The organism is Richelia sinica FACHB-800 (assembly GCF_014698825.1).
GTDB lineage: Bacteria > Cyanobacteriota > Cyanobacteriia > Cyanobacteriales > Nostocaceae > FACHB-800.
The window spans coordinates 1-26,541 of sequence record NZ_JACJTT010000022.1; the positions used below are offsets into that span (position 1 = coordinate 1).

At 41.8% G+C, this 26,541-nt stretch carries 19 protein-coding genes; 7 read left to right on the forward strand and 12 right to left on the reverse strand.

From position 1 onward, the window contains the following. The first annotated feature begins 277 nt into the window (after positions 1–277). Entirely contained in the window at positions 278–1,099 is an 822-nt protein-coding gene (locus H6G73_RS15295) for a DUF1838 domain-containing protein (RefSeq protein ID WP_190605942.1), read from the forward strand. A 61-nt stretch (positions 1,100–1,160) separates the two neighbouring features. Here the strand turns inward: H6G73_RS15295 and argS are convergent, their stop codons facing one another. Both argS and ribBA read right to left on the reverse strand, forming a co-directional pair. Next, complete coding sequence (argS, locus tag H6G73_RS15300; protein ID WP_190605944.1) at positions 1,161–2,945, reverse strand: arginine--tRNA ligase; 1,785 nt, start codon at positions 2,943–2,945, stop codon at positions 1,161–1,163. A 177-nt stretch (positions 2,946–3,122) separates the two neighbouring features. Beyond that, complete coding sequence (ribBA, locus tag H6G73_RS15305; RefSeq protein WP_190605946.1) at positions 3,123–4,796, reverse strand: bifunctional 3,4-dihydroxy-2-butanone-4-phosphate synthase/GTP cyclohydrolase II; 1,674 nt, start codon at positions 4,794–4,796, stop codon at positions 3,123–3,125. A 376-nt stretch (positions 4,797–5,172) separates the two neighbouring features. Here ribBA and argC point away from each other — a divergent pair, with 376 nt between their 5' ends. Then, on the forward strand, positions 5,173–6,231 hold the full coding sequence (gene argC / locus H6G73_RS15310) for an N-acetyl-gamma-glutamyl-phosphate reductase (RefSeq protein WP_190605948.1): 1,059 nt from the start codon (positions 5,173–5,175) through the stop codon (positions 6,229–6,231). Between the two features lie 124 nt (positions 6,232–6,355). On the opposite strand, the gene eno is transcribed toward argC, so the two are convergent. Next, a complete protein-coding gene (gene eno, locus H6G73_RS15315) occupies positions 6,356–7,645 on the reverse strand; it encodes a phosphopyruvate hydratase (protein WP_190605950.1) in 1,290 nt (429 codons plus the stop codon). Positions 7,646–7,928: 283 nt separating this feature from the next. Between eno and H6G73_RS15320 the strand changes: the two genes are divergently transcribed. Further along, positions 7,929–8,948, forward strand: coding sequence for an ABC transporter ATP-binding protein (locus H6G73_RS15320; protein ID WP_190605952.1), 1,020 nt, complete (start codon positions 7,929–7,931; stop codon positions 8,946–8,948). A gap of 495 nt (positions 8,949–9,443) precedes the next feature. On the opposite strand, the gene H6G73_RS15325 is transcribed toward H6G73_RS15320, so the two are convergent. Then, positions 9,444–9,908, reverse strand: a complete 465-nt coding sequence (locus tag H6G73_RS15325; protein ID WP_190605954.1) for a Panacea domain-containing protein — start codon at positions 9,906–9,908, stop codon at positions 9,444–9,446. 215 nt (positions 9,909–10,123) lie between these two features. Here H6G73_RS15325 and H6G73_RS15330 point away from each other — a divergent pair, with 215 nt between their 5' ends. From H6G73_RS15330 to H6G73_RS15345, 4 genes are all read left to right on the forward strand, one after another. Next, positions 10,124–10,999 carry an ABC transporter permease gene (locus tag H6G73_RS15330; RefSeq protein WP_190605956.1) on the forward strand — a complete coding sequence of 292 codons (876 nt, stop codon included), beginning with the start codon at positions 10,124–10,126 and terminating at the stop codon, positions 10,997–10,999. Between the two features lie 43 nt (positions 11,000–11,042). Beyond that, positions 11,043–11,420 (forward strand): hypothetical protein, encoded by a 378-nt coding sequence (locus H6G73_RS15335; protein ID WP_190605958.1) that lies wholly within the window; start codon positions 11,043–11,045, stop codon positions 11,418–11,420. 467 nt (positions 11,421–11,887) lie between these two features. Further along, on the forward strand, positions 11,888–12,115 hold the full coding sequence (locus tag H6G73_RS15340) for a photosystem II protein, Psb35-related (protein WP_190605960.1): 228 nt from the start codon (positions 11,888–11,890) through the stop codon (positions 12,113–12,115). Between the two features lie 94 nt (positions 12,116–12,209). After that, the gene (locus tag H6G73_RS15345) at positions 12,210–12,347 is read left to right on the forward strand and encodes a hypothetical protein (protein WP_190605962.1); all 138 of its coding nucleotides are present in this window, start codon (positions 12,210–12,212) and stop codon (positions 12,345–12,347) included. A gap of 18 nt (positions 12,348–12,365) precedes the next feature. Here H6G73_RS15345 and H6G73_RS15350 read toward each other — a convergent pair whose 3' ends face one another. The 8 genes from H6G73_RS15350 to H6G73_RS15385 form a co-directional block, all read right to left on the reverse strand. Continuing rightward, positions 12,366–12,914 carry a hypothetical protein gene (locus tag H6G73_RS15350; protein ID WP_190605964.1) on the reverse strand — a complete coding sequence of 183 codons (549 nt, stop codon included), beginning with the start codon at positions 12,912–12,914 and terminating at the stop codon, positions 12,366–12,368. A gap of 71 nt (positions 12,915–12,985) precedes the next feature. Beyond that, positions 12,986–13,411 carry an acyl-CoA thioesterase gene (locus H6G73_RS15355; protein WP_190605965.1) on the reverse strand — a complete coding sequence of 142 codons (426 nt, stop codon included), beginning with the start codon at positions 13,409–13,411 and terminating at the stop codon, positions 12,986–12,988. Then, positions 13,398–19,220: a type I polyketide synthase gene (locus H6G73_RS15360; RefSeq protein ID WP_190605966.1), complete on the reverse strand. Its 5,823-nt coding sequence runs from the start codon at positions 19,218–19,220 to the stop codon at positions 13,398–13,400. Before H6G73_RS15360 ends, H6G73_RS15355 begins: the two co-directional genes overlap by 14 nt. A gap of 2 nt (positions 19,221–19,222) precedes the next feature. Continuing rightward, positions 19,223–20,149, reverse strand: coding sequence for an RnfABCDGE type electron transport complex subunit D (locus H6G73_RS15365; protein ID WP_190605967.1), 927 nt, complete (start codon positions 20,147–20,149; stop codon positions 19,223–19,225). 150 nt (positions 20,150–20,299) lie between these two features. Next, the gene (locus H6G73_RS15370) at positions 20,300–21,100 is read right to left on the reverse strand and encodes a PEP-CTERM sorting domain-containing protein (RefSeq protein WP_190605968.1); all 801 of its coding nucleotides are present in this window, start codon (positions 21,098–21,100) and stop codon (positions 20,300–20,302) included. A 66-nt stretch (positions 21,101–21,166) separates the two neighbouring features. Further along, entirely contained in the window at positions 21,167–23,140 is a 1,974-nt protein-coding gene (locus tag H6G73_RS15375; RefSeq protein ID WP_190605969.1) for a CRTAC1 family protein, read from the reverse strand. Then, positions 23,137–24,171: a DUF1702 family protein gene (locus H6G73_RS15380; protein WP_190605970.1), complete on the reverse strand. Its 1,035-nt coding sequence runs from the start codon at positions 24,169–24,171 to the stop codon at positions 23,137–23,139. Before H6G73_RS15380 ends, H6G73_RS15375 begins: the two co-directional genes overlap by 4 nt. 620 nt (positions 24,172–24,791) lie before the next feature. After that, entirely contained in the window at positions 24,792–26,369 is a 1,578-nt protein-coding gene (locus H6G73_RS15385) for a serine/threonine-protein kinase (RefSeq protein WP_190605972.1), read from the reverse strand. Positions 26,370–26,541 lie beyond the last annotated feature (172 nt).

Here is a 26,541-nt window from a genome sequence, read left to right on the forward strand (position 1 = left end):
CTGGTTTAGTCTTTCTCTATCTTGTTCTCTTGGCAGGTTTTTGTTCATGCCCGTGATACTCTATCCAATTGTCCCTTTTGTCAATCCCCCTCCACCTGAATCCTTACGATAAAATTTCAATGTATATGAATAAATATCAATTATTTCGTAGGTTGTGTTATGCCAAAGGCTTACGCAAAATCAATCATTGCAGATGGGTTGAGCTAATCAACATTGCTATAAACCAGCCGACAATTTAAACTTGAGAATCATTTAAAATTAAACAGGAGCATCAATTATGGTTGCTGAAATTCAAGAAATTGACGCTAAACAGTGGGTAAAAACCCGTTCTTCTCTGGATGCCAACGAGTCTAGTTTTATTGTTTGGTCTGGTAAAATTTATAGTTTTGTACCTGGAGAAAAGCGACAAATTTTATTTAAAATTCTGGGAATGAGTGTGAGTCGCTGTATTCCTACTAGTGCAGAAAGTTGGGATTTTACTTCTAGAGAATTGACTTATTATCTTCATCCCCAAACAGATGAAATTTTACATAAATGGGAAAACCCATGGACAGGAGAAACTGTGCCAGTGATGCATGTAGCTAATAATCCTGTGCAAGGAAAATTTAAAGGTAAGTTTCCTGTCCAAGTGGATGGAGATAAAACGACTTTTGCATTTGACTTGTTTCCCAGTTATCCTAATCCTTTAGCCGCAGATCCTCAATTTAATGATTATTGCCCTTCTGCAAATTATCAAGCAGCAGAATTATTTAAAATTTCTGTGCCTAGTGCAGATTTAGCTAACCCAAACTTAAATTCAGCGACAGAACTGTGGTTAAGTTGGGATAGAATGGGTCAATGGTTGCCTTGGATGAGAATGGGCGATCGCTCTGGTTATCTGATTTATAGTGCTACAGGTAGTAAAGTTAAGGATTTTCCAGCTTTACCAGAACTGCTAAAAACAGAAATTAACACTCGTGTCCCCTTATATAGGCAAGCACCAAAAGCCTATATTGAAGGTGAAGACATGACCTCTTGGTTATATTTCCAAAAACATTTTGATGCCTATTTAGCAGGTGAACAGTTCCCCATTCCCGCAGCAGCAGAAGCTGGAGAGTGAGGAATAGGAGAAGGGGGTAAATTTCTCACCCTACACCCTCTTCTCACCTGTCACCTGTCCTCTACATCCTTTCTAATACCTGAATTCCCAATAAATTTAAGCCTAATTTCAATGTTCTTGCGGTCAAATTACATAACAGCAGTCGTGAAGTTTTGACAGGATCTTCAGATTTGAGAACAGGACAATTTTCGTAGAACTTGTTAAACTTCTCGCTGAGTTGATATAAATAATCACACAACCGATTTGGCAACAATTCTTTTTCTACTTCAGCAATGATTTCATCTAGTTGTAATAGATGCTTGGCTAGATTGAATTCAGCTTCTGCTGACAAAGCAATTTTAGCATTAGAATCTAAATGATTAAAATCAATGTTACCAGCACGACTAATGCCTTGAATTCTGACGTAAGCGTACAGTAAATAAGGTGCTGTATTGCCTTTTAAAGACAGCATTTTGTCATAACTGAAGACATAATTACTCGTGCGGTTCTGACTTAAATCTGCATATTTAACAGCACTCATGCCAATTACTGTGGCAACATTATGAATAAATTCCTCAGTTTCTTCTCTGCCAATTTCTTTTAATCTCAATTCTAAATCTTTGTAGGCACGGCTTACTGCTTCATCTAATAAATCCCGTAATCTCACAGTATCACCAGAACGGGTTTTGAATTTTTTCCCATCTTCTCCTAACACTAATCCAAAGGGAACATGGACTAATTCCACATCTTCAGGAACCCATCCGGCTTTACGCGCTACTTGGAAAAATTGGGCAAAGTGGTTAGCTTGTCCAGCATCTGTAACATAAATTATGCGTTTTGCTTTATCTTCTTGAATGCGGTAGCGAACAGATGCTAAATCTGTAGTTGCGTAGTTATAACCACCATCTGATTTCTGAACAATTAAGGGTAAAGGTTCACCTTCTCTGTTAGTAAAACCGTCTAAGAAAACACATTTTGCCCCTTGGTTTTCTTCTACTAGTCCTGCTGTTTGTAAGTCTTCTACTACTTTGGGTAATAAGGGGTTATAAAATGATTCTCCTCTTTCTTCTAATTTGATATCGAGTAAATCATAAATTACTTGAAATTCTTTTCGAGAAACTTCACAAAGACGTTTCCATGCTGCTTCTGTGAATGGGTCTTTTTGAGATTGTAAGTTTACCACTGCTTTTCTGGATCTTTCTCGAAAATCTTCACTATTATCAAATTTCTTTTTAGCTTCTCTATAGAATTCAACTAAGTCTCCTATATTTATATCACCATGTAAATAATTACCTTGAGAAGTTTCCATCAACATAATGTCGGGATAAGTATCAACAAGATGAGTAATTAACATCCCAAATTGTGTACCCCAGTCACCAACATGATTTAACCGAACTACCTCATGTCCACGAAATTCTAAAATCCGGGCAATGCAATCACCAATAATGGTAGAACGGAGGTGTCCGACGTGCATTTCTTTAGCAATATTCGGACTGGAAAAATCGACAACTTCCCGTTGTGGTGTTGCAGCTACGGGAACTCCTAACCGAGGGTCTGCATTAACTGCGTTGATTTGCGCTTCTAGATAGGATGTTTTTAGTTTTAAATTAATAAATCCTGGCCCAGCGATTTCCGGTGATTCGCAAATATCAGATATTTCTAGTTTATCAACAATCCCAGAGGCGATCGCTCTTGGCTGCATTCCCAATTTTTTACTCAGGGATAATGCCACATTCGCTTGATAATCACCAAATTTCGGGTTACTAGCGGGGACTAAAATCGGGTCTACATCGGTGTATTCAGCACCAAAAGCAGCCACTAAAGCCTGTGCCAATTTTAATTTTAGTTGTTCTTGTGTAGCGTTCATAAGTTAATCGGCTGCTTACTGCGGGGAATATGCTCAAAAGTTTGACTATTTTATAGCAGGGAGGAGGGAGGAGGGAACAGATAACACTGGTTTCTTACCCAATAGAAACAAACTTTCCCTCTACCTGATTCATTTGTGGTTGCGGGTAGAGGGAATTTGCGTGAGGTAAATGCCAGCTTACTTATTAAAGCTGTAAATTTGTTGTGTTTCCAAGCGATCGCAAATAGATGACGGCACTGTATCAGCACCCAAATTTTGTCTGTCTAACTGCACTTGCAAATTCACCAAAGGATCAGTACCTGCGGAAACCAAAAATTCTAGTTTCTGCACATAAGGCAAACTGTATAAATGATCGAGAATTTGACAAATTGCCTGTAGGTAAGGATGGCCGTTTTGCAGATACCAATCTGGTTCCGCTACCTTTGGTTGGTCAAAGCCTAAATGCACCGCTAAAGCTGGTTGGTCAAATAAGGCAATTCCCAAGGGTCTGGCTTCTTCCTGCAACAGTAAATGATGACTTTTCGCTAAGTGACGCAGCTTTTCTAATCTTTCGTAGCGTTTTGTGACTAATTGCGGGTCATCGTACCAATGGAGTGCCACTGTTACCAAATAAGTTTGTAACAGCATATGACCTAACTTTTTGGCCTTAGTGGCTAGGTAATAAGAATTATAGTCGTTGGCTTCAATTAATAAAGGCACACGGTCTACAACCTCTAAACCATAACCCTTAACACCAGCAATTTTACGGGGATTATTTGTGATGAGACGAATTTTTTTTACACCTAAATCCATCAGCATTTGTGCCCCCATCCCATAGTCGCGCAGGTCAGCGGGGAAACCTAAACGCTCATTAGCTTCTACTGTATCTAATCCCATATCCTGCAATGAATAGGCTTTGAGTTTATTAATTAAACCTATTCCTCTTCCCTCTTGTCGCAGGTAAACTACTACACCTTGACCAGCATTTTCAATCATTTTCAGTGCTGCTTTCAACTGCATTCGGCAGTCACAACGCAAAGAACCTAAAGCATCACCAGTTAAACATTCTGAGTGCATCCGCACCATCACTGCTTCATCCTGGAAGGTGCTAGGGTCACCTTTAACGATGGCTACATGTTCGCTGTTGTCCAAGGTGTGACGATAGGCGTAGATTTTAAAATTACCAAATTGGGTGGGCAATTCGGCTACACTTTCCCGAATAATTAAGCGATCATGCTGTAAGCGGTAACTAATTAAATCGGCAATGCTAATAATTTTCAGATTATGAAGCTTCGCATATTCAAATAGCTGAGGTAACCTGGCCATGGAACCATCAGGGTTTTGGATTTCGCAGATGACACCGGCTGGGTAAAGTCCTGCTAACCGGGATAAATCAACCGCTGCTTCCGTGTGTCCTGCTCGTTTGAGTACACCACCAGCTTTAGCCCGAATGGGGAAAATATGACCAGGACGACGTAAATCTAGGGGTTTAGTGGCTGGGTTTAGGGTGACTTGGATGGTGCGGGCCCGGTCTTCAGCAGAGATACCTGTGGAGACTCCTAAATGAGGCCCGGCATCAATACTGACTGTAAATGCTGTTTGGTTAGTATCGGTCAGATTACTCACCATTAATGGTAAGTCTAATTCATCCAGGCGATCGCCTGTCATTGCCAAACAAATCAGCCCTCTGGCTTCCACTGCCATAAAGTTGATCATGTCGGGTGTGGCAAATTGGGCGGCACAAATTAAATCGCCTTCGTTTTCTCTATTTTCATCATCTACCACCACGATGACACGACCCGCTTTGAGGTCTGCCAAAGCGGTATCTATCGAATCGAATTCAAAGGCTTGGGCAGTCTTAGGCTGTGACACAGAAGATTTCCAACTACCAACGTAAATTTTTTTAACGATTTCTTATTGTAGATTGTAGCTTGTTTATCTGAAATAGTTGACAGATGAACAAAGTCAAGGCTTTCCAGAATTATCGGTGTAGTCCTACACTCTGTTCCCATGTGTGTATTTTCTGTTACCAAGCAAACTTTTGTTGGGGATTTTTTTCTACATACTTGAAGTGTGATTCTGTCAGCAAGATATTTTCGATCTATCGATTTATATGTACGCTAAAAGAGGCTATTTGCTATAGAATGCAGCAAAAGTTGAATAGTAATAACCATTCTCCAATTAGCTATTAACTTGATTGTTGATGGCTAATAATTAATTAAACAAAAGCTGATAAGGATTTAATATCATGGGTAATTTAAGGCGCGTACCAGTTGGGATTGTTGGCGCGTCAGGCTATGGCGGAGTGCAACTAGTAAGACTGTTAATGGATCATCCAGAAGTTGAACTAGTGTATTTAGGTGGTGAAAGTAGTGCAGGAAAATCCTTTGGGGATCTCTATCCGCAATTTGGTAGTATCACTAATTTACCCATTGAAGCGGTAGATCCAGAAATCATTGGTAGTCGTTGTGAAGTGGTATTTTTATCTCTACCCAATGGTCTGGCCTGCCAAATCACACCCCAGCTTATAGAAAAAGGATGTAAAGTGCTGGATCTAAGTGCCGATTATAGATTCAGTAATTTAACAACTTATACAAATTGGTATGGTACAGAAAGAAGCGATCGCACCGTTGCCGCTACAGCAGTATATGGATTACCAGAACTATATCGCGATCGCATAGCCGAAGCCTCTCTCATCGGCTGTCCTGGGTGCTATCCTACGGCTAGTCTACTTGCCCTTTCTCCACTCCTCAAACAAGGCTTAATCGTCCCAGAAACAGCTATTATCGATGCTAAATCTGGTACATCTGGTGGTGGCAGACAGGCTAAAGTGAATTTACTCTTAGCTGAAGCTGATAACTCCCTAGCTGCTTATAACGTCGCCCGTCACCGCCATACACCAGAAATCGAGCAAATTTGCAGTGAATTGGCAGGACATGAAGTAACCATCCAATTTACACCCCATCTCATCCCCATGGTCAGAGGGATATTAGCCACCGTTTACGCCACCATGCGTGACCCTGGCTTAGTGCGGGATGATTTAATTACAATTTACACAGCATTTTACCGTAATTCCCCTTGGGTAAAAATCTGTAATAGTGGCGTTTATCCCCAAACAAAATGGGCATGTGGTAGCAATCTTTGCTATATCGGTGTAGAAGTAGATCCCCGCACTGGTCGTATCATTGTCATGTCCGCCATTGACAATCTGATTAAAGGTCAGGCAGGCCAAGCGATTCAGTGTATGAACATCATGTTGGGTTGGGATGAAACACTAGGATTACCAAAGCTAGGGTTTTATCCCTAAAGGGAAGCAGGGAAAGCAGAAGCAGGCATGGAAGGAGGGTTAGGCATAGGAGAAATAAATACTGTCACCTGTCACCTATTCCCTGTCACCTATTCCCTGTCACCTGCCACCTGTTCCCTGTCACCTATTTAGGCCCCAAGCCTACAGCACCAGCATAAATGGCGTGATCGCCTAATTGATCCTCGATACGGAGGAGGCGGTTGTATTTTGCTACCCGTTCACTGCGACACAGAGAACCTGTTTTAATTTGTCCTGCGCGAGTAGCTACAGCTAAATCAGCAATGGTTGTATCTTCAGTTTCGCCGGAACGATGGCTAATTACTGAACGGATACTGTTGCGAGTTCCTAAATCAATGGTTTCCAAAGTCTCTGTCAAGGAACCAATTTGATTCAGCTTAATCAAAATCGCGTTACCTGCTTTTTGCTCAATACCCTTTTGTAAGCGGGTGGCATTGGTAACAAACAAATCATCACCCACCAACTGCACCCGTGAACCTAATTTTTGAGTGAGTAATTGCCAATTTTGCCAATCTTCCTCATGCAGACCATCTTCAATGGAAACAATCGGATATTGGTCAACTAACTGCCCTAAGTAATCAATAAACTCAACGGGAGAATGGGGTTTACCATCGTAAACATATTGGCCATTTTTGTAAAATTCACTGGCAGCCACATCTAAAGCTAAAGCCACCTGTTCCCCAGGCTTATAACCAGCTTTCTCAATTGCTGCTACCAATAATTCCAAAGCCACTTGGTTAGATTCTAGGTTAGGGGCAAAACCACCTTCATCACCTACACCAGTCAGTAAACCTTTCTCATCCAAAACCTTGCTGAGAGTAGCAAATACTTCTGCACCCCAGCGTAAGGCTTCCTTGAAGGAAGAAGCACCGATGGGCACAATCATAAACTCTTGGAAGTCCACGTTATTAGCAGCGTGGGCCCCACCGTTAATGACGTTCATCAAGGGAACTGGCAATAAATTGGCTAAAGGCCCACCTAAATAGCGATAGAGGGGTATTTGCAAAGCCTCAGCCCCAGCTTTTGCCGCAGCCAGAGAAATTGCCAAAATGGCATTTGCACCTAAGTTAGCTTTGTTAGATGAACCATCGAGGGCAATCATTGTCCGGTCTAACAATTCTTGGTCGAGGACATCCAAGCCCAACAATTTTGGTGCTAATACCTGATTGGCATTTTGTACCGCCTTGAGTACACCCTTACCCCCATAGCGGCTTTTATCATCATCCCGCAATTCATGGGCTTCAAATGTACCAGTAGAAGCACCACTGGGCACTTGGGCTAGTCCTACAGCACCACCAGCCAAATGTACTTCTGCTTCCACAGTGGGTCTACCCCGTGAATCGAGAATTTCACGAGCTACAATAGCTTCAATTGCCGTATCCAGAAATTTAGTCATTCCTGCTTCGTCCTTCGTCTCTATCGTATTCAATGGTTAAGACTTTACAGTTTAGTCCTAACCCAACCGTTAGCATAGGTGTTTCTGAGGCGAAATAGGTTGAGATTAAAGAAGATTTCCAATCAAGCGATCGCAACTAGATTTACAGATATTTGTTTCTCTCTATGTATCTGCACCATTGGCTACAAATCAAATAGTAGAATAGAACTCATCACAGCTAACGCCCAACTCGTACAATAGGAAATAGATTGTTGCGAATTGTATAGTTAGAGATATAGCTGTCATGGCTCCCGCCGTTTTAATTGAAAATCTAAAAAAGCGTTACGGTACTGTGGAAGCCGTTAAGGATGTCTCCTTTGTGGTGGAAGCAGGGGAAATCTTTGGTGTACTCGGCCCTAACGGCGCAGGAAAAACCACAACTCTGCGTGCTTTGTGTACACTGACTACTCCTGATGCTGGCAAAATTGAGGTATCGGGAATTTCTGTATTAGCTAATCCCAAATTAGCACGGCAAAAGTTGGGTTATGTGGCCCAGGAAGTAGCTTTAGATAAGGTATTGACTGGTAGGGAGTTGCTGGAATTACAGGCGGCCCTCTATCATTTGCCTGGTAAGGTGATTAAACAACGCATTGATAATGTACTGGATTTACTGGGTTTACAAGAATACGCTGATAAAAAAACCGGAACCTATTCTGGTGGTTTACGCAAGCGTCTAGATTTGGCTGCGGGGTTACTTCATGCCCCTGATGTACTGGTGTTAGATGAACCAACCGTAGGGTTAGATATTGAAAGTCGGTTTGTAGTGTGGGATTTCCTGCGAAAGCTAAGGGCTGCGGGAACTACGGTGGTGATTACCAGCCACTATTTAGAAGAAATTGATGCTTTGGCAGATCGGGTGGCAATTATTGATGGGGGGAAAGTGATTGCCACAGGTACACCATCACAATTAAAAGACAAAGTGGGGGGCGATCGCATTACTTTACGTATCCGCGAATTTTCACCCAGGGAAGAAGCAGAAAATGCTCAACATCTCCTGCAACAATTACCTTTCGTTCAAGAAATCATTATTAACAGTGCTCAAGGTAACTCCCTCAATTTGGTAGTCACACCTCAAAATGATGCCTTGATTACTATCCAGCAAGCCTTAAATAATGCAGGTTTACCAATCTTTGGTATTGCCCAATCTCGTCCTAGTCTAGATGATGTGTATTTGGCTGCCACTGGTAAAACTTTATTAGATGCAGAATTAGCTGCTGTGGCTAATCGTGATCCCAAGGCAGAGAAAAAGCAAAATATGAGATAGGGTGATTGGTGATTGGTGATTAGAAAAAATCACTAATTACCAATTAAACTTATCATAAATTTTCTCAGTATTTCCTAAGAGTAAAGTAAATGATCTGGATCTAACCAAACAATATAAAAAACATTTTCAATGAAGAAACCATGTACTCTGCCATATTCATTTGATGAAAGTTGAAACTGATATGGCTGACCGACTAATTGTTCTTCATCCACGAATCCAAAGCAAGTCTCAGTAGTATCATTCCAATCAATAGGATGGCAACGAAGACTTCTAGCATTTGTCACGGTCATATCATAATATGTCATGCTAGAAATATCACGTAGTCTTTCAATTAGTACATCTGAATACTTGACTATGTATTCTTGACTCTTATTCCTGATTGAGAATTTATCATGATTATTTTTCAGGTATTTGTAGGAAAAGCTAATTAGTTGGGAATGCTCCACCTGTGTAGGTTTGATCCTGGATGAAGATGAAGTTTGAGGATGAGATTTTTTAATCTTCTTCTGCTTCGGCACGTTCCTGGTAATATTCTTTCATCGCTTCCTTAGAAATAATCGCATTAGATGGGGCATCTTGTGGAATATTTCCTCTTGCTTGAATCCAAGGATCTTCACGATGAGTCATTTGTTCTAATTCAAAAGCATCACAACTAAAATAAACTGCTACCAATTCTGCTAGAAATTCATGGACTTGATCAGCAAATTTAGGTTCTTCAACATCCTTGACAATGGGCTTCCAACCAAATTTTTTATACTCCTGGTATAAATCAGGAATCACAGGGCCATGAACCCATGCTTCAAAATCTTCTGCAAATAGAGATTGATCATAAAGAGCTAAGTACCAAGCTTGAGCGTAATAAACTAATTTTTGTAGTTTTAAGTTGCTCAAAAAAGAACCTGTTTCATTCGCTAACCAGATAAAGTAATCAGCGATCGCTTTTGATGTGGTGATAGGCATAATTACCTCCTTCTTGGCCACGATTTTTAGCTTATAGTATTATTGTACTATAGAATTATGACTTTGTGAGTCAATATATCCAGATACGTTCAGTTTATGATAGTCCGGCACTTCCAGAACTCGTTAAACTGGTATTTAAGCGATTGTTGTTCTTTCTAATATTGAGAGTGATGATTTTATTCCATCCTATTATCAGTCACTAACATCGAAAATCCATGAAGACAGACATCCATTTTCAGCAACTAACCTCCCCTACTGTAGTTCCTGAAACTACACCCAACTTCTTTGGTGAAATTGTCCAAGAAACTCTGGCCTTAACTCGCCGTCTATTTATTCAACTGCAACGCCGTCCTTCTACCTTGTTAGCGGGAATTGTCCAGCCGATAATGTGGTTGGTGTTATTTGGGGCATTATTCCAAAATGCCCCTAAAGGTTTATTTGGTAGTACGAGTAATTACGGTCAATTTTTAGCTGCTGGTGTAATTGTATTTACAGCTTTTGCCGGGGCATTGAACGCAGGGCTACCTGTGATGTTTGACAGGGAATTTGGCTTTTTAAATCGGTTACTGGTTGCACCTTTAGCGTCTAGGTTCTCCATTGTCTTTGCTTCAGCCATTTTTATTATTAGCCAAAGTTTATTGCAAGCAGCGGTGATTGTTGGTGCAGCAGCCTTTTTAGGTGCAGGTTTACCCGATGCGGCTGGGTTAGGTGCGATCGCTCTCATTGTCTTGCTTCTAGCTTTGGGTGTCACTGCTATTTCCCTCGGTTTGGCATTTGCTTTACCTGGTCACATTGAATTAATTGCAGTAATTTTTGTGACTAACCTGCCTTTGCTCTTTGCCAGCACAGCCTTAGCACCTTTATCCTTTATGCCTGGTTGGTTGCAAGTTGTCGCTACTCTTAATCCACTCAGCTATGCCATTGAACCAATTCGCTATCTTTATCTCCATCAAAATTGGGGCTTGAATGATGTAGTTATGCACGCTTTTTGGGGTGATGTTACCTTTGCTGCTGCACTATTGATATTGTTGGGATTTGCAGTTGTAGCTTTACTCAGTATTCAACCCCAACTAAGACGGACTCTTGCTTAAGATAGAAGCATCATACCTGAGTGAAATGTGAGGAGGAATCACAATGGGAAAACCATGCTTACCCTTAAATAAAATATTTGCTGCTACCATTGTCGGTATTAGTTTTGCTTCCCTGTTAGTAGCACAACCTAGTCGGGCCGATGTTAATCAACCTTTCGGCACAGAAAGCGATCGCAACACTAACCTCTTGTCTCCCAACAGTTCCGATTTCAATATGCTGGATTTGATTCACCGGGCTAACTTGGGTAATATTCAATGGAATTCTCAACAACAAGACCAACAGCTAGATGATGCGGCCGCAGCATTCAGAGCTAGACAAAAACAACTCATTCAAAGTCAACAACAACAAACTCCTGCTGCTAATACCAATCCAGCAGGAGAAAATATTCCTTCTCCCGTTGTTCTACCCCAAAATAATTAATCTGAATTATTCATATATAAACAAAGAGTTCAGAAGTTGTGCAATTTAGCCACAACTTTGGAACTCTTTTTGCTAGACCTCTTGCATAAGTATTTTTTGTTTCGCGCTAAGGCGCTAAGTCGCAAAGAATCAGGCAAAAATTGGGACTGTTGCAAGAGGTCTACTGATGAAGCAAAACAAAAAGACGATAAATTCAATTTTCTCGCCCCATCTGGGTTTATATCATGTCTTTTTCAATGACCGTCATTGCAACCGTAGGGAAGCAATCCCAAAAACCTTGCAATTGGGTCGTTTCATTGGCAATGGCATATTATGGGTGATTTGCTGGATATGACAACCCTTTATGAGAGGGGAATACCCTACCTGATCCATCGGTATCCACACCTTTAGGATAAATTGCCATTTTTGTAAATAAACGTTATATTTATTTACATAAAGTTACATTAATTAAAAAAACGGAGTTAAAAATGACTATCTTAATTGCAGTATTGGTATTGGGTTGGGTAGCTGCGTCCATGATCGGTTCCCTCGCTTATTTCTTGGGAGAGCAAAAAAAGCCTATTCATGAGCGCAACTGGAATTCCGAATCCTTTGAAAAGCTGGCTAAGGCGATTACTGGTATGGATACAGATTACAGCGATCGCACTCCTGCTTATGCAATGGATGCCTATGCTAGCCGGAATTTACCCCGTTAATTAATCAAGTTTTGGAAGAGTGCCATATTTTTGTACCAATAGCCCCCAGTATTCGCTGGGGGTTTTTTCCATGGGGGAGTGAAGAAGAAGGAAGATGATTAATACCGAATCGAAAAATTTTGGCAACATTAATGATTACCCCACCCGCGCTATCGCGCACCCTCCCCGCTTGCGGGGAGGGTTGGGGAGGGGTTTACTCAATAAGTTGGTTGCTTTTGGAGAATTGGTATAAACCCACCTTCCATAACTCTTATGCCGAAATTTGCCTTTGGTCTGTTGGTGGAAAACGATGATAGAACAAAGCAATCACCATTGGCACAAAAACAATAGTGTTATAAAACAGATGTAACTCTATGCGGGGAACTCCCCATGACTGTAAAACACTGGTGGGAACTGGGGAGTTAAAGAGATTTTTGTGAGTTAAAGCTTGACCTAGTAACAGCGCGTGTTCGATGTGATGCCAAAATTGTAGCCCAAAAGAAATATTCCACCACACACGAGCTTTACCCACCATAGAAGGACGTAGAACAGCTAAACCAACCAACATAAACAGCGCATGACCATAATGCAACCATTCTGAATGTACTAACCAGGGATACAGTAGCCCTAAAGCACCTAGAGCTTGCTTTCTCGGCCAATGCAATATATATACCTGGAACGCTTGAAATAAATGCTCTGCCCAATGAGCAATAATGATAGCCATAAAAACTTGCATGGCGGGTTTATACCACTGGCCATTTAATCGGTACACAAAAGCTTGTAGACCAGAAGAAAATTGACGATAACTTTGATTAATCATTGGTTATTCATTCCTGTTCAATCAAGTTGTTATATTCAAGATTTTGGTAGCTTGAATTTTCATCAACAGCCCTAACTGATTTGATAGGGTTGTAGTGCTGTCCACAATGAAGAAGGAATGGCTGTAGGAATCAGCTTTTCTCCCTGCCTACGCATACAAGCTATTTCCTGTTCACCACGAGCGACTAATTCCTCTCTATCTTGTGTAATACGCCAATATTCAAACAGCATGGGAATACGATTTTGCTTAATCGTTCCTAATCGCATCCGGATGAGAATTTGATCAAAAGCAAATAATTCAGCTAAATATTCACAGGAAACTCGCAGAGTAATTAGGGCTAAATCCTGAGATAGTTCAGTCAGAATATCGGGTGCATATTCTCTGATAAACATCTCCCGACAACGACCTTGCCATAGTATATGATTGGCATAATAAACATTGCCAACTAGGTTAGTTTCTTCAAAGCTGATGATGTGGTGATATTCATAAGTTCGCATTGCTAACACTGATATTTTTTGAGTTGTTAATTAAAGGATGAGAAGAAGTAGAAACTAAATCTCCTGGGGAGGACTGGGACAACAACACAGCAAAAATTAGTGGGTTGTCTTGACCCTGAAGTGAAGTGATAAAAGTTGAAATCAGCAGTGAGCCAGCAGCAAATGACACCCAAGCATCATCTGTGGTGGATGATAGGGATAGGGGAGTATTAACCATAGCCCCGGCTTTTTGTAAACATTCCAGCGCTGTCCACACACGAGTAGCGGCGGTATTTGGGGGTTCTGAGTAGACTTGAGCGATTGTCTCTACTAGCTGGCTATGATCCCAATTGAGTAATTTGTACCAAGTAGCAATTGAGCGAGGAACTACGGTTTCTAAGTCACAACTGAGGGGAACTGTACCAACAACAGCAAAAGTGAGGTCATGGGAATGGGCTGTAGAAATTGCCAAACCTGCTGTTTCTGGTTTACCATCAGGTCGTCGCCAGATGGAGATATTTGCACCTAGTGCTTTACTAATGGCGTAATCGCTCCTAGTTTGTCTTTCTGTATCTACATCTCGCTCTATGGCTACGGACACATTAGCTGTAGGCACAAACTCTTTTAATCGCCGTTCAATATATACTGCTAATAGTGGCTCTACCCAAGGTTTAGTAGGTATTTTCTGATTCACAATTTGTAGTTTGAGACCAGACCATTTTTCTAAAATTTCGCCCCTATCATCTCGAATTTCCAAGTTGTAAATTAAGGTGTTGTCAATGTGAGATTGTTCTTGAGCAAAGACGTAGACAACTTGGGATGTTGGTGTGGTGAAAATCTCTAACCTGTCAACACCCACAGGTAAAATAGTGGCATGGGGAATACAAGCTTGGAGAGCGTGAATAGCTGCATCTCGCGCACCAGGATCACCTAAAACTAGTTCTGCTGGTAAGTAGGAACTAAACCAAGGCGTATCAGCATTTAAGGTAATTTCCGCGACACATTCAGTGGCTTTTAAATGTCGATATGTTTGGATACGTTGGAAGCGGCCACTGTGGAAGAGAATTTCACCATACAAGTCCTGTTGGGGTTGGAGAGAAAGCAAAATGTCAGGAATGGTGATGCGGTGATTTAATTCTGTGGATAAACTGGTAAACTGGCAGGTCGCTTGAAAGTAATCTACACAAAAATTAGTTTCCTCACTTCTGACTACTACTGTGACTACTCCCCCTTCTCGGACTAAAGCGGCAATTCGGAGTTTCTGGGGTAAGTCTCCTATAACTATAGGGCGTTGAAATTTTACATCTGTAAATGTTGGGGGAGTGGAAGAACCAGTTACAGCCATTGCTACTTCAGCCATAGCTTCCAGTCCCATCACCCCAGGAAAGATTTGTTCTCCAGTAAAAACATGGTCTTGAAGATAGGGGTCTGTATTAGCTGATATCTCTACATCTACAATTAATTCAACTCCAGGATAATAGACTCGTTGTGCTTCCAAAAATCGCCATAAAGGTAGTTGGGGTTGGTCTAATTTCAGTGTCGGTGTTTGTGCAAATCTACCGCTAATGACAACGGAAGTAGTAGGTAAGTAGTGGGTTAATAGTTGTTGGCATACCGCAATGCCAATATCTGGGGAAATGGGGGTAATCCCTTCTTGCATGAGGGTGTCTACTCTACCCAAGCGTTCACCCATACCTACACCTGACCAAATCGACCACTCTAAATTGAGACATTGACAGTGGGGATATGCTTGATGATGGTCGGCAACTAAACGCCCTAACCATTCATTCGCTAAAGCGTAATCGGCTTCTCCTGGTAGACCTGTACGGGCAATAATCGAACCAAATGTGATTAATAGTCGCAGTTGTTGGGGGTTGATAGCAGCCAGAAGGTTACGTAGTCCTTGCACTTTTGGGGCTAGGGTACGTTCAAAGTCTGATATTTCTAAATTGGTGATGAGTTTGGGGATATTGACACCTGCACCGTGAAGAATAGCAGTGATGGCTCCAAATTCTTTCTCTCCCTGTTGTACAGCATTGTGTACGGCTGTGGAGTCGCTGACATCAACACTGATGTATTGAAACTTTACACCTGTGGCGGTGATTCTTTGCAGATTAGCTGCTAATTCTGGATCTATGGTGGGATACGATCGCCCTAATAATATTAACTTGACTCCTGTGGTTTTAGCTAAAGCGATCGCACATTCAGCGGCAATACCTTTACCACCGCCTGTCACTAATAACACGTCTGTATGATTGAGGACTTGGTTGCTACTGCTAACATGGTCTGATAATAAACTCAGGCGCGGTTCATAGCGATTGCCCAATAAATCATAGTGTGCTTCTCCATACCCAACTGTGGATAAAGCCTCAGCAATTACCCAGTCGATATTTTGGGGATGGTGGAGGGGAACATCAACAACGCAAACATTTAAACTTGGTCTTTCTAAATATAGTGTCCGTGCGAATCCTGACCCCCCACCACCATGTTGGACTAAGACAAAGTGGGTGTTTGCTGGTTGATTTAAAGCTGTTTTTGCCCCAGTTAATAGTAAATTAATGTGGTTTGTTGCCATTTGTGGGGGAATACACACCACCACACCGCAACCAGGGGCATTTTCTAGGGCTGCTGTGAAGGCATTTGTGAGGGGGTAATCAGCAGGTGCTAATACTTGCCAAGCACCAGATGATTTATGGTTGAGGAGACGACGGGGTAATGGTCGTGGTTGGAGTTCTACTGTAAAGGTACGTATCCAAGAGTCTACACCTTGAGGCGATCGCTGTTCTGGTGTGACGGCTTCTTGAGTCCCAATTTCTGCCAGGGTCGTTAAAGCTTGGGCAATTTCGCTGACTGTGGCATCAGCATAATGAGTAGGGGCAGCAGGTGGGGATAAATGTAGTTTTTTGGTAGCTTCTGCCAATAAATGCCCCACTGTAATGGAGTTGAGATGTAAGTCGCTTAACAGTCGGCTATGGTCTTGAATGGCAGTAAGTGGTAGTTCGGCTTTTTCTGCTACTAAATGACGAATTAGTTCCAGGGGAGACTGGGAGGTGGAAGTAGGAACCACCGGAAGATGGGAAGGATGGGAAGGTGCAGAAGATGGGGGAAGAGTTGGAGATAGGGAACAGGGATTAGCAAAGAATTTCGGTTGCCAATTCAGGTTAAATGGACGAGTAAAGCGATCGCTAAATAATGGTAAATAATTAATTGGTGTTCCCAACACAAAGGCTGCACCCACCGCAGTTAATAAACCAGAGAGGGAACCACCACCAGCGTCGAGGGAAACCACAGGAACTTGCACACATTCTGCTGCTAACCCAGTTAATACGTGACCTGGCCCGACTTCAATTAACAAATCTAAATTTTCAGCCGCAGTTTGAATAGCATCAATAAATTTAACAGGGGCAGTGATTTGAGTAATTAAAAGCGATCGCCAATTTATATCTAATGCCAACGGTTTTCCGGTAACTGTCGATACTACATAATTTTGTAAATATCGTAATTCTACAGTTGCTAAATTTGCTGCTAATTGCTCACCTGCTTGAGCTACCAAAGGTGAATGGAAGGCATGAGAGACTGGTAAATTAACTGTTTTCCAGCCCTTTTCTGTAGCTTCAGCTACAACCTGAGCTACTGCGGCGCTGTCTCCAGAAATTACAGTTTGTTGGGGTGAATTAAAAGCAGCAATATTTACCCTATCACCCTTAATGAGGGCTTGTACCTGTTGAGCAGAGGCACGGATACTGGCCATTGACCCCGCAGGACTATTCAATTGGGACATTGCCAAACCACGCACCTGAGCTAACTGTAATAAAGTAGCTACATCATAGGCACCACCCCAATGCAACGCCACAAGTTCACCTAAACTATGTCCTACCGCTACATTTCCCTGAATTCCCAATTTCTCTAATATCCGTAAACCAGATAAAGATGCACGGACAATGGCTGGTTGGGCCACAGCAGTAGTTTTGGTATCTGTGGGTAAATCGGTTTGTGGATACAGGTCTTGAATATCTGGAAATCTCCGCTGCCAAGCACCACCATTCAGGTATACAGGAGAACCTTGACCAGGAAATAAGAAACCGATGCGGGGGCAATTGTTACCTGTAACTAAAAAGACTCCTGTAGTGATGTCTAAACGCTGGTCAATGCCTGCTTGCAGCCAAGATTGGAGGGTTTGTAACCCTTGAGATAATTGTAGGGGATTGTGAATAGCGATCGCTGCTCGAACAAAACCTTGGGGTTCTAGCCTGTTCGCCATTTCTACAGCTAAATCTCCTACTTCAGCCTGAGACAATTTCGCTGCAAATGTTAGTAATTGAGCTACTTGTTGGGCTAATTCTTCTTGACTTTGAGCCGCTAAGAGAATTAATTCTGTATCCTGTGCCGAAGATAGTAAAACCCTTTCTTGAGATTTAAGAATGTGCCGTCGTTTTTCAGGACAGCCCTCTATTACCACATGGGTATTAATTCCCCCAAAACCCATTGCACTCACACCAGCCTTCAGAGGTAAATCCTCAGGCCACATTTCCCCTTGATTTAACACTCGTAAAGCAGGTTTTTCAGTCCTTAATTCTGGATGGGGTTGTTCGCAACCAGTGGTAGGTGGTAAGACTTGGGTATAAATTGCCATTGTTGCCTTAATCAACCCAGCTACACCAGCGGCTGCTTTCGTATGTCCGATATTAGCCTTAATTGAGCCAATGACAGCAGGGTGAACATCTCCACCGACTTGCTGACGGCTGGTTGAAAGAGCAATTAATTCTGTCTGGTCACCTACTTCCGTACCAGTACCATGGCCTTCAAAATAGGTGACAGTATCAATACCAAAATTGGCACGTTCATAGGCATGGGCTAAGGCTAAAACCTGTCCTGCCACCTCTGGCCGAGTCATACCACCGTGACCATCGGAGGAGATGCCCCAACCTTGAATCAAACCATATATTCTGCGTTGTTGGGCTAGGGCATCAGCATAACGCATCAACACCACAAAGCCACAACCTTCACCAGGGATAAAACCCGCTGAACGGGCATCATACACCCGCATTTCCTCTGGTGCTAAAGCCCCAGCCTGAGCAAAACCAATGATTTCAAAGGGGTCAAGGCTCAAGTCTACACCACCAGCTATCACCACATCTAAATCACCTGTGACGAGGACTGTACTAGCTTGGGCAACTGCGAGGAGGGAAGAACTACAAGCCCCATCTACTGTAAAACCTCCTCCCTGCAAATCAAAATGGTTGCAAATGCGACCAGCAATAGTATTCGATAAATTCCCCGCTAAGGTTTCCGCACCTATTTCTGGAAATGGGGCTTTATATTCTGCTTCCAGATTTTGCAGGAATGCTTGACGTTGTTTGCTTGTCCAGTCGGTGTGAGTTAATGCAGCTTCAACAACACGGCGGACATAAGGCCAGCGCAAACGCATGGTATTGGCACGGGAAAATTCCCCTGTTAAGGTGTTACCAACTATCACACCTGTTTTCATCTTTGGTAAACCTTGTCCTTGAATAAAACCAGCATCTTGTAAGGCTTGACTAGCAATATCTAAGGCTAACCAATGAACTAAATCTGCACTGCGAAAGGTACTGCCAGCAACTCGAAACCCAACCCGGTCAAATTCATAGTCTGTAATGAGGGCAGCGAGGCTAGCATAGGTAGAATCAGGAATATTCTGGTCAAGAGAGAAGTAATCATCTAGGTTCAGGCGTTCTGCTGGCATCCGCCGAAAAGCCCTTCTTCCCGCTAGGACATTTTCCCATAATTCTGTAGGTGAAGTAGCGTCAGCATATCGGCAGGCCATCCCGACAATGGCAATTTCACTACCCATAACTACACCTCTCCAGTTTGGATAGTGTTAGGAACTGGTACTTGTGCAGAGGGAAAAGATTTGATTACTGCTTGGCTGTACATGAAGATGCCCCGCAAAATACACACCGCAGTTAAACCAAAGAATAAGCCAAATACAATATGATTCGTCAGCAATACACCATAGGCAATGGCAACAGCTGCCCCAAATATCACTTGGGCAAATGGTTGGTTGGGTGTGGTTCCTGGGTCTGTCACCATGTAAAAGGTGAATAAAACAAAAGCAACTCCCGTCATGGGAATTAAGGACGGAATTAGTGGTGTATCAAAGATGATGCTTCTAACCAAAGCTTGAATAACAAAACCACCCAACCAGCCACCAATTAATGGCATTTTTTTGGTGAAGCGACTATTGAGGAATGTGCCTGTACAAACAATAATGGCTGGTAATATCCAATCAGCTACACCATTGAGGTTTTCAGTGAATTGATAAGGGGGGGCAATTCCTACCCAAGGAAATAATAATAAGGTGAGAGAAATACCAAAGTTAGAAGGGTTTAAAAAATGCCGTGAACCTTGACCATAAGGAGCGCGAAATATTGCTTTTGAACCGATGGCCACTGCACTAGCAAAGGCTATGGGCAATAGTCTTTCATTGGCATATAACAGCATTGCTATTGCCAAACCAGTGATATGTGCTGAAAGGAGAAAATCAATCAGGTTTTTGATACTACCAAAAAATTGAGGCGATCGCTTGTGAATTTTACTATCTATGATTTCTAATAATATTTCCATGCTATAGGCGCTACCTAGAGATACAAGGGGTTGGGCCCAAGATTGTTCAAATCCTAAAACTGTATGTCCCAATAAGTTTAAAAATGTAATGGCAATAGCAAAGCGACGCAACCCAGCCAGTCGTTGGGGATATTTTTCATGATTTTGTATATTCATGGTAGATAAATATTGGATTAATGGGAAAATAAGACCAGAGTGATGAGAAATTAAATCGATATTGGTTATAAAAATATCTTGTCACTCTGGCAAAAACAGCGTTGATTATTGTTAAAATCTTGCAAAAAATATCTTGTTGCTGAACAGTGATTAAGCAACAGCTTGTTTTTTAATTTTTCTCCCAGATTTTTGATTAGATAAAATACCAAATCCAAAAGCTAAACCTGCGCCAATTACGCTTATAGGTTCTGGTACTTTTTCAGGGTGAACGATATGAATTTCATTCAGTAAAATAGCTACTGGCTGCTGTCCAAAATTACCATTTGCGTCGATGAGAAATAATTCAAGAGGGTTGTTGCCACAATAGGCAACAGCAACGTCAGGATCATAGGGATCATAAGGAGGTGGACATATAACACCATAGGTAGGATCATAAGGAGGCAATAGGTTTGATGGAGAAACCCCTATCAATGGTCGATCACCATCTACCCGCAGAGGAGATTGATTGCCAATGATACCAAATGGAGTATCTATTTTCACGAAAACATCAAAAAAACTACTAGCTAATCCATCTCCATCTATATCTTGAATTTCTCCAGTTCCATCGGCAGTGAGAGTTATTTCTTGATCATTTAATTTGCCTTTTAATGTGTGAGAAAGAATAGTTTTAATAATTCCATTTTCTCCCTTGTCTCTGGTGACTTTAACTGGTCCAGAGAACATAATATTGTCAAATAAAGTAGGAGGACCACTAGGATTTAACAATTGCAAATCAATGTATGCCCAGGAATGGGAAAAATGATCCACACCTGCATCGCAATTATTCACCCAATTTGCACCTGGCCCACAAGTATCAGCAGCATTGGCAGGTTTAACACCAGCAAAAAGAGCGATCGCACTTAATCCTAATGCACTGATAGTAGCAGCAGATTTACTTCTAGTGAAATTCATGGTTTCTATTCTCCTAACCTCATTGCGTGAGCTAATTTAGCTACTCAGATTTAATGCTGATTTTTCCTACCTAAATCTGAGTGCTGTTTTTGTTGAATCTCCAAGCAGCACAGTCTGGCAACCTGGGGACAACAACAAACTTTCTTGGTGGACTTGTCCCTGTCTATCACGCCAGCGTATATCTACTGCTAGTTGGGTGTTATCTGCAACTTTTCCTAACCCAAAGTGCAGTTCTGGACTACGTGCGCCAGAATGACCATTACCACCATCTACCTGTGCTACTAGTTCCCGTCCATTGGGTAGGTGTATAGTAGCGCTGGCCCCTATTGCAGGACTACCAAATACTCCTGGTTGAGGATGACCTGCTTTGACCTGAGTCGTGGCAATTGTTTGGTCTACAGGAGGGAGTAATAAGTGCAGTCCTAAAAACTTGCCGGGATGGGGGCTATCATTGCGATAAAAATAGGACTCTTCAAACTGGTTAGCGATCGCAAAATCTAAATCTCCATCTCCATCTACATCAGCAGTAGCAATACCACGAGTGACATAAGGTTCATCTAACCCCAATTCCTTAGCAAAGTCGTAATATCTGCCATCTTTGGCACGGATAAAGAAGGGGTTATGGTCATGACCACTTAAATCATCTCCCCGTTGACTTTGCAATCTCGGCCAGCTTTGGGTAAGACTCAACATTTCATCATTGCCCATTGCTAACTCATGTAATTCTGGCCAACGGTTGACTGTACCCTTCATGAAACCAGTGGCCTGTAAAGCTTCTAAACTCCCATCATTATCAAAATCGCCAAATTTCGTATCCCACCCCCAACCACCACGAGACACCCCTAAAGGTTCACTGCGGTCAACATAGGGGGCAATTCCTTGGGCCATTTTCTCTACTTCACCAGTGCTAATGAATAGGAAATGACTTTCTTCCAAAGCATATTCACTAGCAATGTTGCTGACGTAAATATCTAGCCAACCATCACCATTCACATCCCCAAAGTCTACTCCCATACCTTTAAATGAGTCATGACCAAGGACTTTTGAGTTGGGAGTGGTTAAGGTTTTTTTCCCGGATAAGATGCCAAATTGGAATTTACCTGGTTGAGAACGGTTATGTAGTAATCTGTCAGGGCCAAAATCGTTAGCAAAATAGATTTCTGGCAACATATCACCATCTAAATCTGCTGTTCCCACTGCTAAAGCCCAAGGTCGAGCTTTTGATTCATTCAAAACATCGGGTATTTCTTGAAAATCTACCGTCGTAGTTGTTGCTGACAACCATCGCAATAAATGATGTCCACCACCGTTATCAGCCCGATTCAAGGAATGTTGCATTACCTCCTGACCAGTTCCTTGAGTGTTGAGAATTTGGGCATTGTCAGGAAAGAAATTACCAACTATTAAATCGTTATGTCCATCACCATCTATATCTGATAGGGTGGCAGCGTTGGTATACCATTGCTCATCACCTGGTAATAAGGCTTGTGGAATGTAGTCACTAGCTTGTAAATTGCCAGTCTTGGTTGATTGTTTGAGGAAAGCCACAGGAGTACGTCCCCAATAGTAAACCAAGATATCCATTTGCCCATCTTCATTGACATCTCCAGGTAAACAGCCCATTGGGGCCATCGTCTTTGGATTGTAGAGGTGGGAATTGGCTACTAAGGTAAAGGGTTGATAACGTGAATTTGTCCCAGGTACAGGTGCAACTAGCACTTGATTTGAGCGTGTTTCTACATAACAAACATCGTTAGCTAACCCATCTCCATCTAAATCATTTAAAGCTACTGCTGCACCAACTGCGGAAATCCAACCAGAGTGTCTTTCTAAACTAGGGTGTACTGGTCGCCATAATTGTGATGATTGAGTTGGTATTGCTGGTAAAGCTGAGGAGGTAAACTGAAAGCGAGAGGCGATCGCTTCTCTTTCTGTTGCCGATACTGCTGGTAAGCGAGAGAGGGAAAATAAGGCCAAAATTACCATTAATGCAACCCACCGCTTGACCTGTTTCCCCATCCATCTAGACAAACGTCTCATACTGGTACACCAAGGGTTGCGAATTGTTTTTGTATTAACTGTCGCCAAATTTCGTAAGCAGGTAAAGCTGCGTCATAGGGTAAATCAATCAACAATTTATCTGTAATTTCTGCCGCAGTTTGAGCAGAAATTCCCAATAGCACTTGGCAAGCCATTTCTGTATCTGAAGTGGGATTTCCGGCTCTTTCCCTAGCCTTGGCAGCAAAAGCTACACCTTGAGCTAAGTGGGGTAAATATAAACCTGCTAATTCTCTCAAAGTTTCGATTTCTTGACGATTCACTCCTCCTGCATAGCCGCAAGCTAATCCAACACCACTCCATAAATCCGCTTGTCTGACCTGATTGAAGGTGTTAATAGTAGCAGCAATTTGCGGAATATCTGCGCCGTAAATAAACCATAAACTTCTCCCCAAACCTTGATCAAAAACTCGCAGTGCATATCCATCTATTTCTGATGGCATGTTTTGCGGTTGGAGATAATGTTGATGGTGAAAGTAACCGGCATGAAATCCATAACCATCTACTGCTAACCACCCCAGTAAGGGATCAGGAAATTCTTGATGAGGTTGATTCAGCGATCGCAAATAACGTTGGATACCCCCAGGAACTCTTGCTAATAACCAACCTGTTCCTACATAACCCATGTATATGTGATTGATTGCTATACCTGACAAAAAATTTTTGAGGCGATTTCTCTGCCAAGGTGTGAAGTAGTCCAAAAGTGCCAAACCCATTGCTGCCCCTTCAAAGGCAAATCCCCGCATCTCTGTTTTTACTACATTGAGTTGGGTGGCTAGTATTTCTAATTCTGCATCAGCGATCGCTAAATGATAGCCATATAAAAATGTCAGCCCAATATCTTCTAGTTTCTGCTTTTTATAAATATCTCTAATAATGAAACCTCTGGTAGCCGCACTGGTTTCTTCAATACTGATTTTGAATAATCTAGCTCGATATTGTTTGACTGTTTGATTTATCAAACATTTACTCTTTTCACTAACATTCAATAATTGTGTGAAAATTCTCCACATACAGTCCTCTTACTCTCTATGGAGTAATAATCAAAAGGCAAGTAATCCTAGTGTTTGTAACAGGAGCAGGGACAACCAAAATCACTAGACTTATCCTCGGTATTTACTTATGGTATCTGTTGTTTACTGATAGTGGTTATTCTTTATTTAATCTTATTTTTATTAAGTAAAGTGAAGTGTAATATTGCAGATTTACAGTTATAAATTAATAATCCAATGAAACCAGCGTAAAAATAGGATTTAATTCCCATTCAGCAATTTAATAACTAGCTAATATCTCCTATTTGGCTTAATTATGAGTCATAACTTATTATTAATTGTTCAGCATTTTCCTATCTATTAACTTCTCATTTCTCAACTACCCCTCAAGGGATTCACTGATATCAAAAGACTCATTCCCATCTGGTGATAGTGATTATCTGGGAAATCAACTATAAGTAATAGTTATTTTTAATGCCGACTAATTGAACATTTAATGACAAGATAACTTCATGAAAACTTCATAAAATGCCTGTTTAATGAATAAATTTTAAGCAGGCTGGATATTCACTAAATTCAAGGGCAGATATGAGCGATCGCCTGGCTCAGATTTCAATAAGTTTAACTATACCTAAATCGAGTTACAACAAACCGCGCTTACCATTAGGACGTATGGTTAACCAATTCGTCTTCGCTACTGAGAGTTGTTCCTCTGTCACCTTCGCCCCAGTCAAATTAGCTCCACACAAATTGGCCCCTCTCAAATTAGCATTACTGAGATAAGCATGACTGAGATCCGCACCCCGTAAATCTGCACCAGCTAAGTCAGCATTGCTGAAATAGGCTTTAGTTAAATTAGTGTCTCGCAAGTTTGCATCTACTAAACTAGCTCTACCAAAATCGCTTTTGTTCAGATTGCTTCCATGCAGGTTAGTTTTCCGCAATTGAGCAGAATTAAAATTAGTCTCGGATAAATCCACTCCAACTAAGCTGAGTAAACTCAAGTTATAAGAAGCAAAATCCCTTCTACCTTTAGAATAGGCTGCCAGTAGGGTTTGTGCATCTAACTTGCGCTCTAGGTGAGAACCATTACTATTACTTGTAGCCAAACTGGTAGCTTTAGATACTATCTCTCCATGTTGAGTACGTCCCATCCCCAGTCCTACCGATTCTCCCCCTTTCGCCCTTCTGGCACGAATAGCGGCTGCAATCTTCGCCACATTTTCATTGCGGTTAGCTGTAGAATTACTGTTCCAAGATGTGGAATTGTCTGGACGCTGGGAATTTTGAACTAGTAAACCCTCTGACAAGCTATTTAGGTATGGCTCTATATCTAGCGCTCCTAGCACTTCCATCGCTGAGTGATAGCGATTCCGTACCGATACCTCTAACATTTTCTTTAATACTTTTGTCAAGTGCTCGCTGATATTGACTAAATGCTCCCACAGCATGTCACCTGTGGTGGGATTATATTCTAAATCTTTAGGTGTTTTCGCAGTGAGCAGATAAATACAAGTCACTCCCAAAGCATAAATATCACTGGCATACACTGGACGCATAGCCATTTGCTCTGGTGGTGCAAAACCAGGTGTACCTATGGCATAAGCTGTTAATGCAGTATGTCCTGATTGATTACCCGCAGCTTGGCTGACTTGGTCTTTCACTGCACCAAAGTCAATTAACACCAATCGTCCGTCTTGGGTACGACGAATTAAGTTAGCAGGTTTGATATCACGATGAATTACCTTTCGTTCATGGATGTATTTTAACAGGGGCAGGATTTCGCTCAGGAATTGTCTGACTCCATGCTCTGTATATACACCCTTCTGTTTTACTTCTTGTTGTAATGTGGAACCGCTAATATATTCTTGGACTAAATAGAATTGCTGACGATCTTCAAAATAATCAAGTAATCTGGGTATTTGTGGGTGATTGCCAATCTTACCTAGAGTCTTGGCCTCTCTTTCAAACAATTCCCCCGCCATTTGTAAAATATGTGGAGCCGTACCAGATGGGCGTAATTGCTTAATTACACAACAGGGCTGACCTGGTAATACTTCGTCCTGGGCTAAAAAAGTTGCTCCGAAACCTCCCTGACCCAAAGGTTTAATCACTCGGTAGCGATCGCGCAAAAGTAGAGGGGAGCCACAGGAATTACACCTGCGACTAGATGCAAGATTTTCTGGATGGATACAGGTAGGATTCAAGCAGTAGCTCATGCACTGTCCACTCTCTACACAAAAAAATAAAGAAAATAAAATTAGGCTCTCATTTTCATTATCGAGAGAAACTAGGAGTTTGACCTGGTCACTTTTGCTGGAAATCTTAATGTAAGAGTTCCTAACCCTTAACTAAAACTACTGAAATTTATACTAACGCTTTGATTTTTGT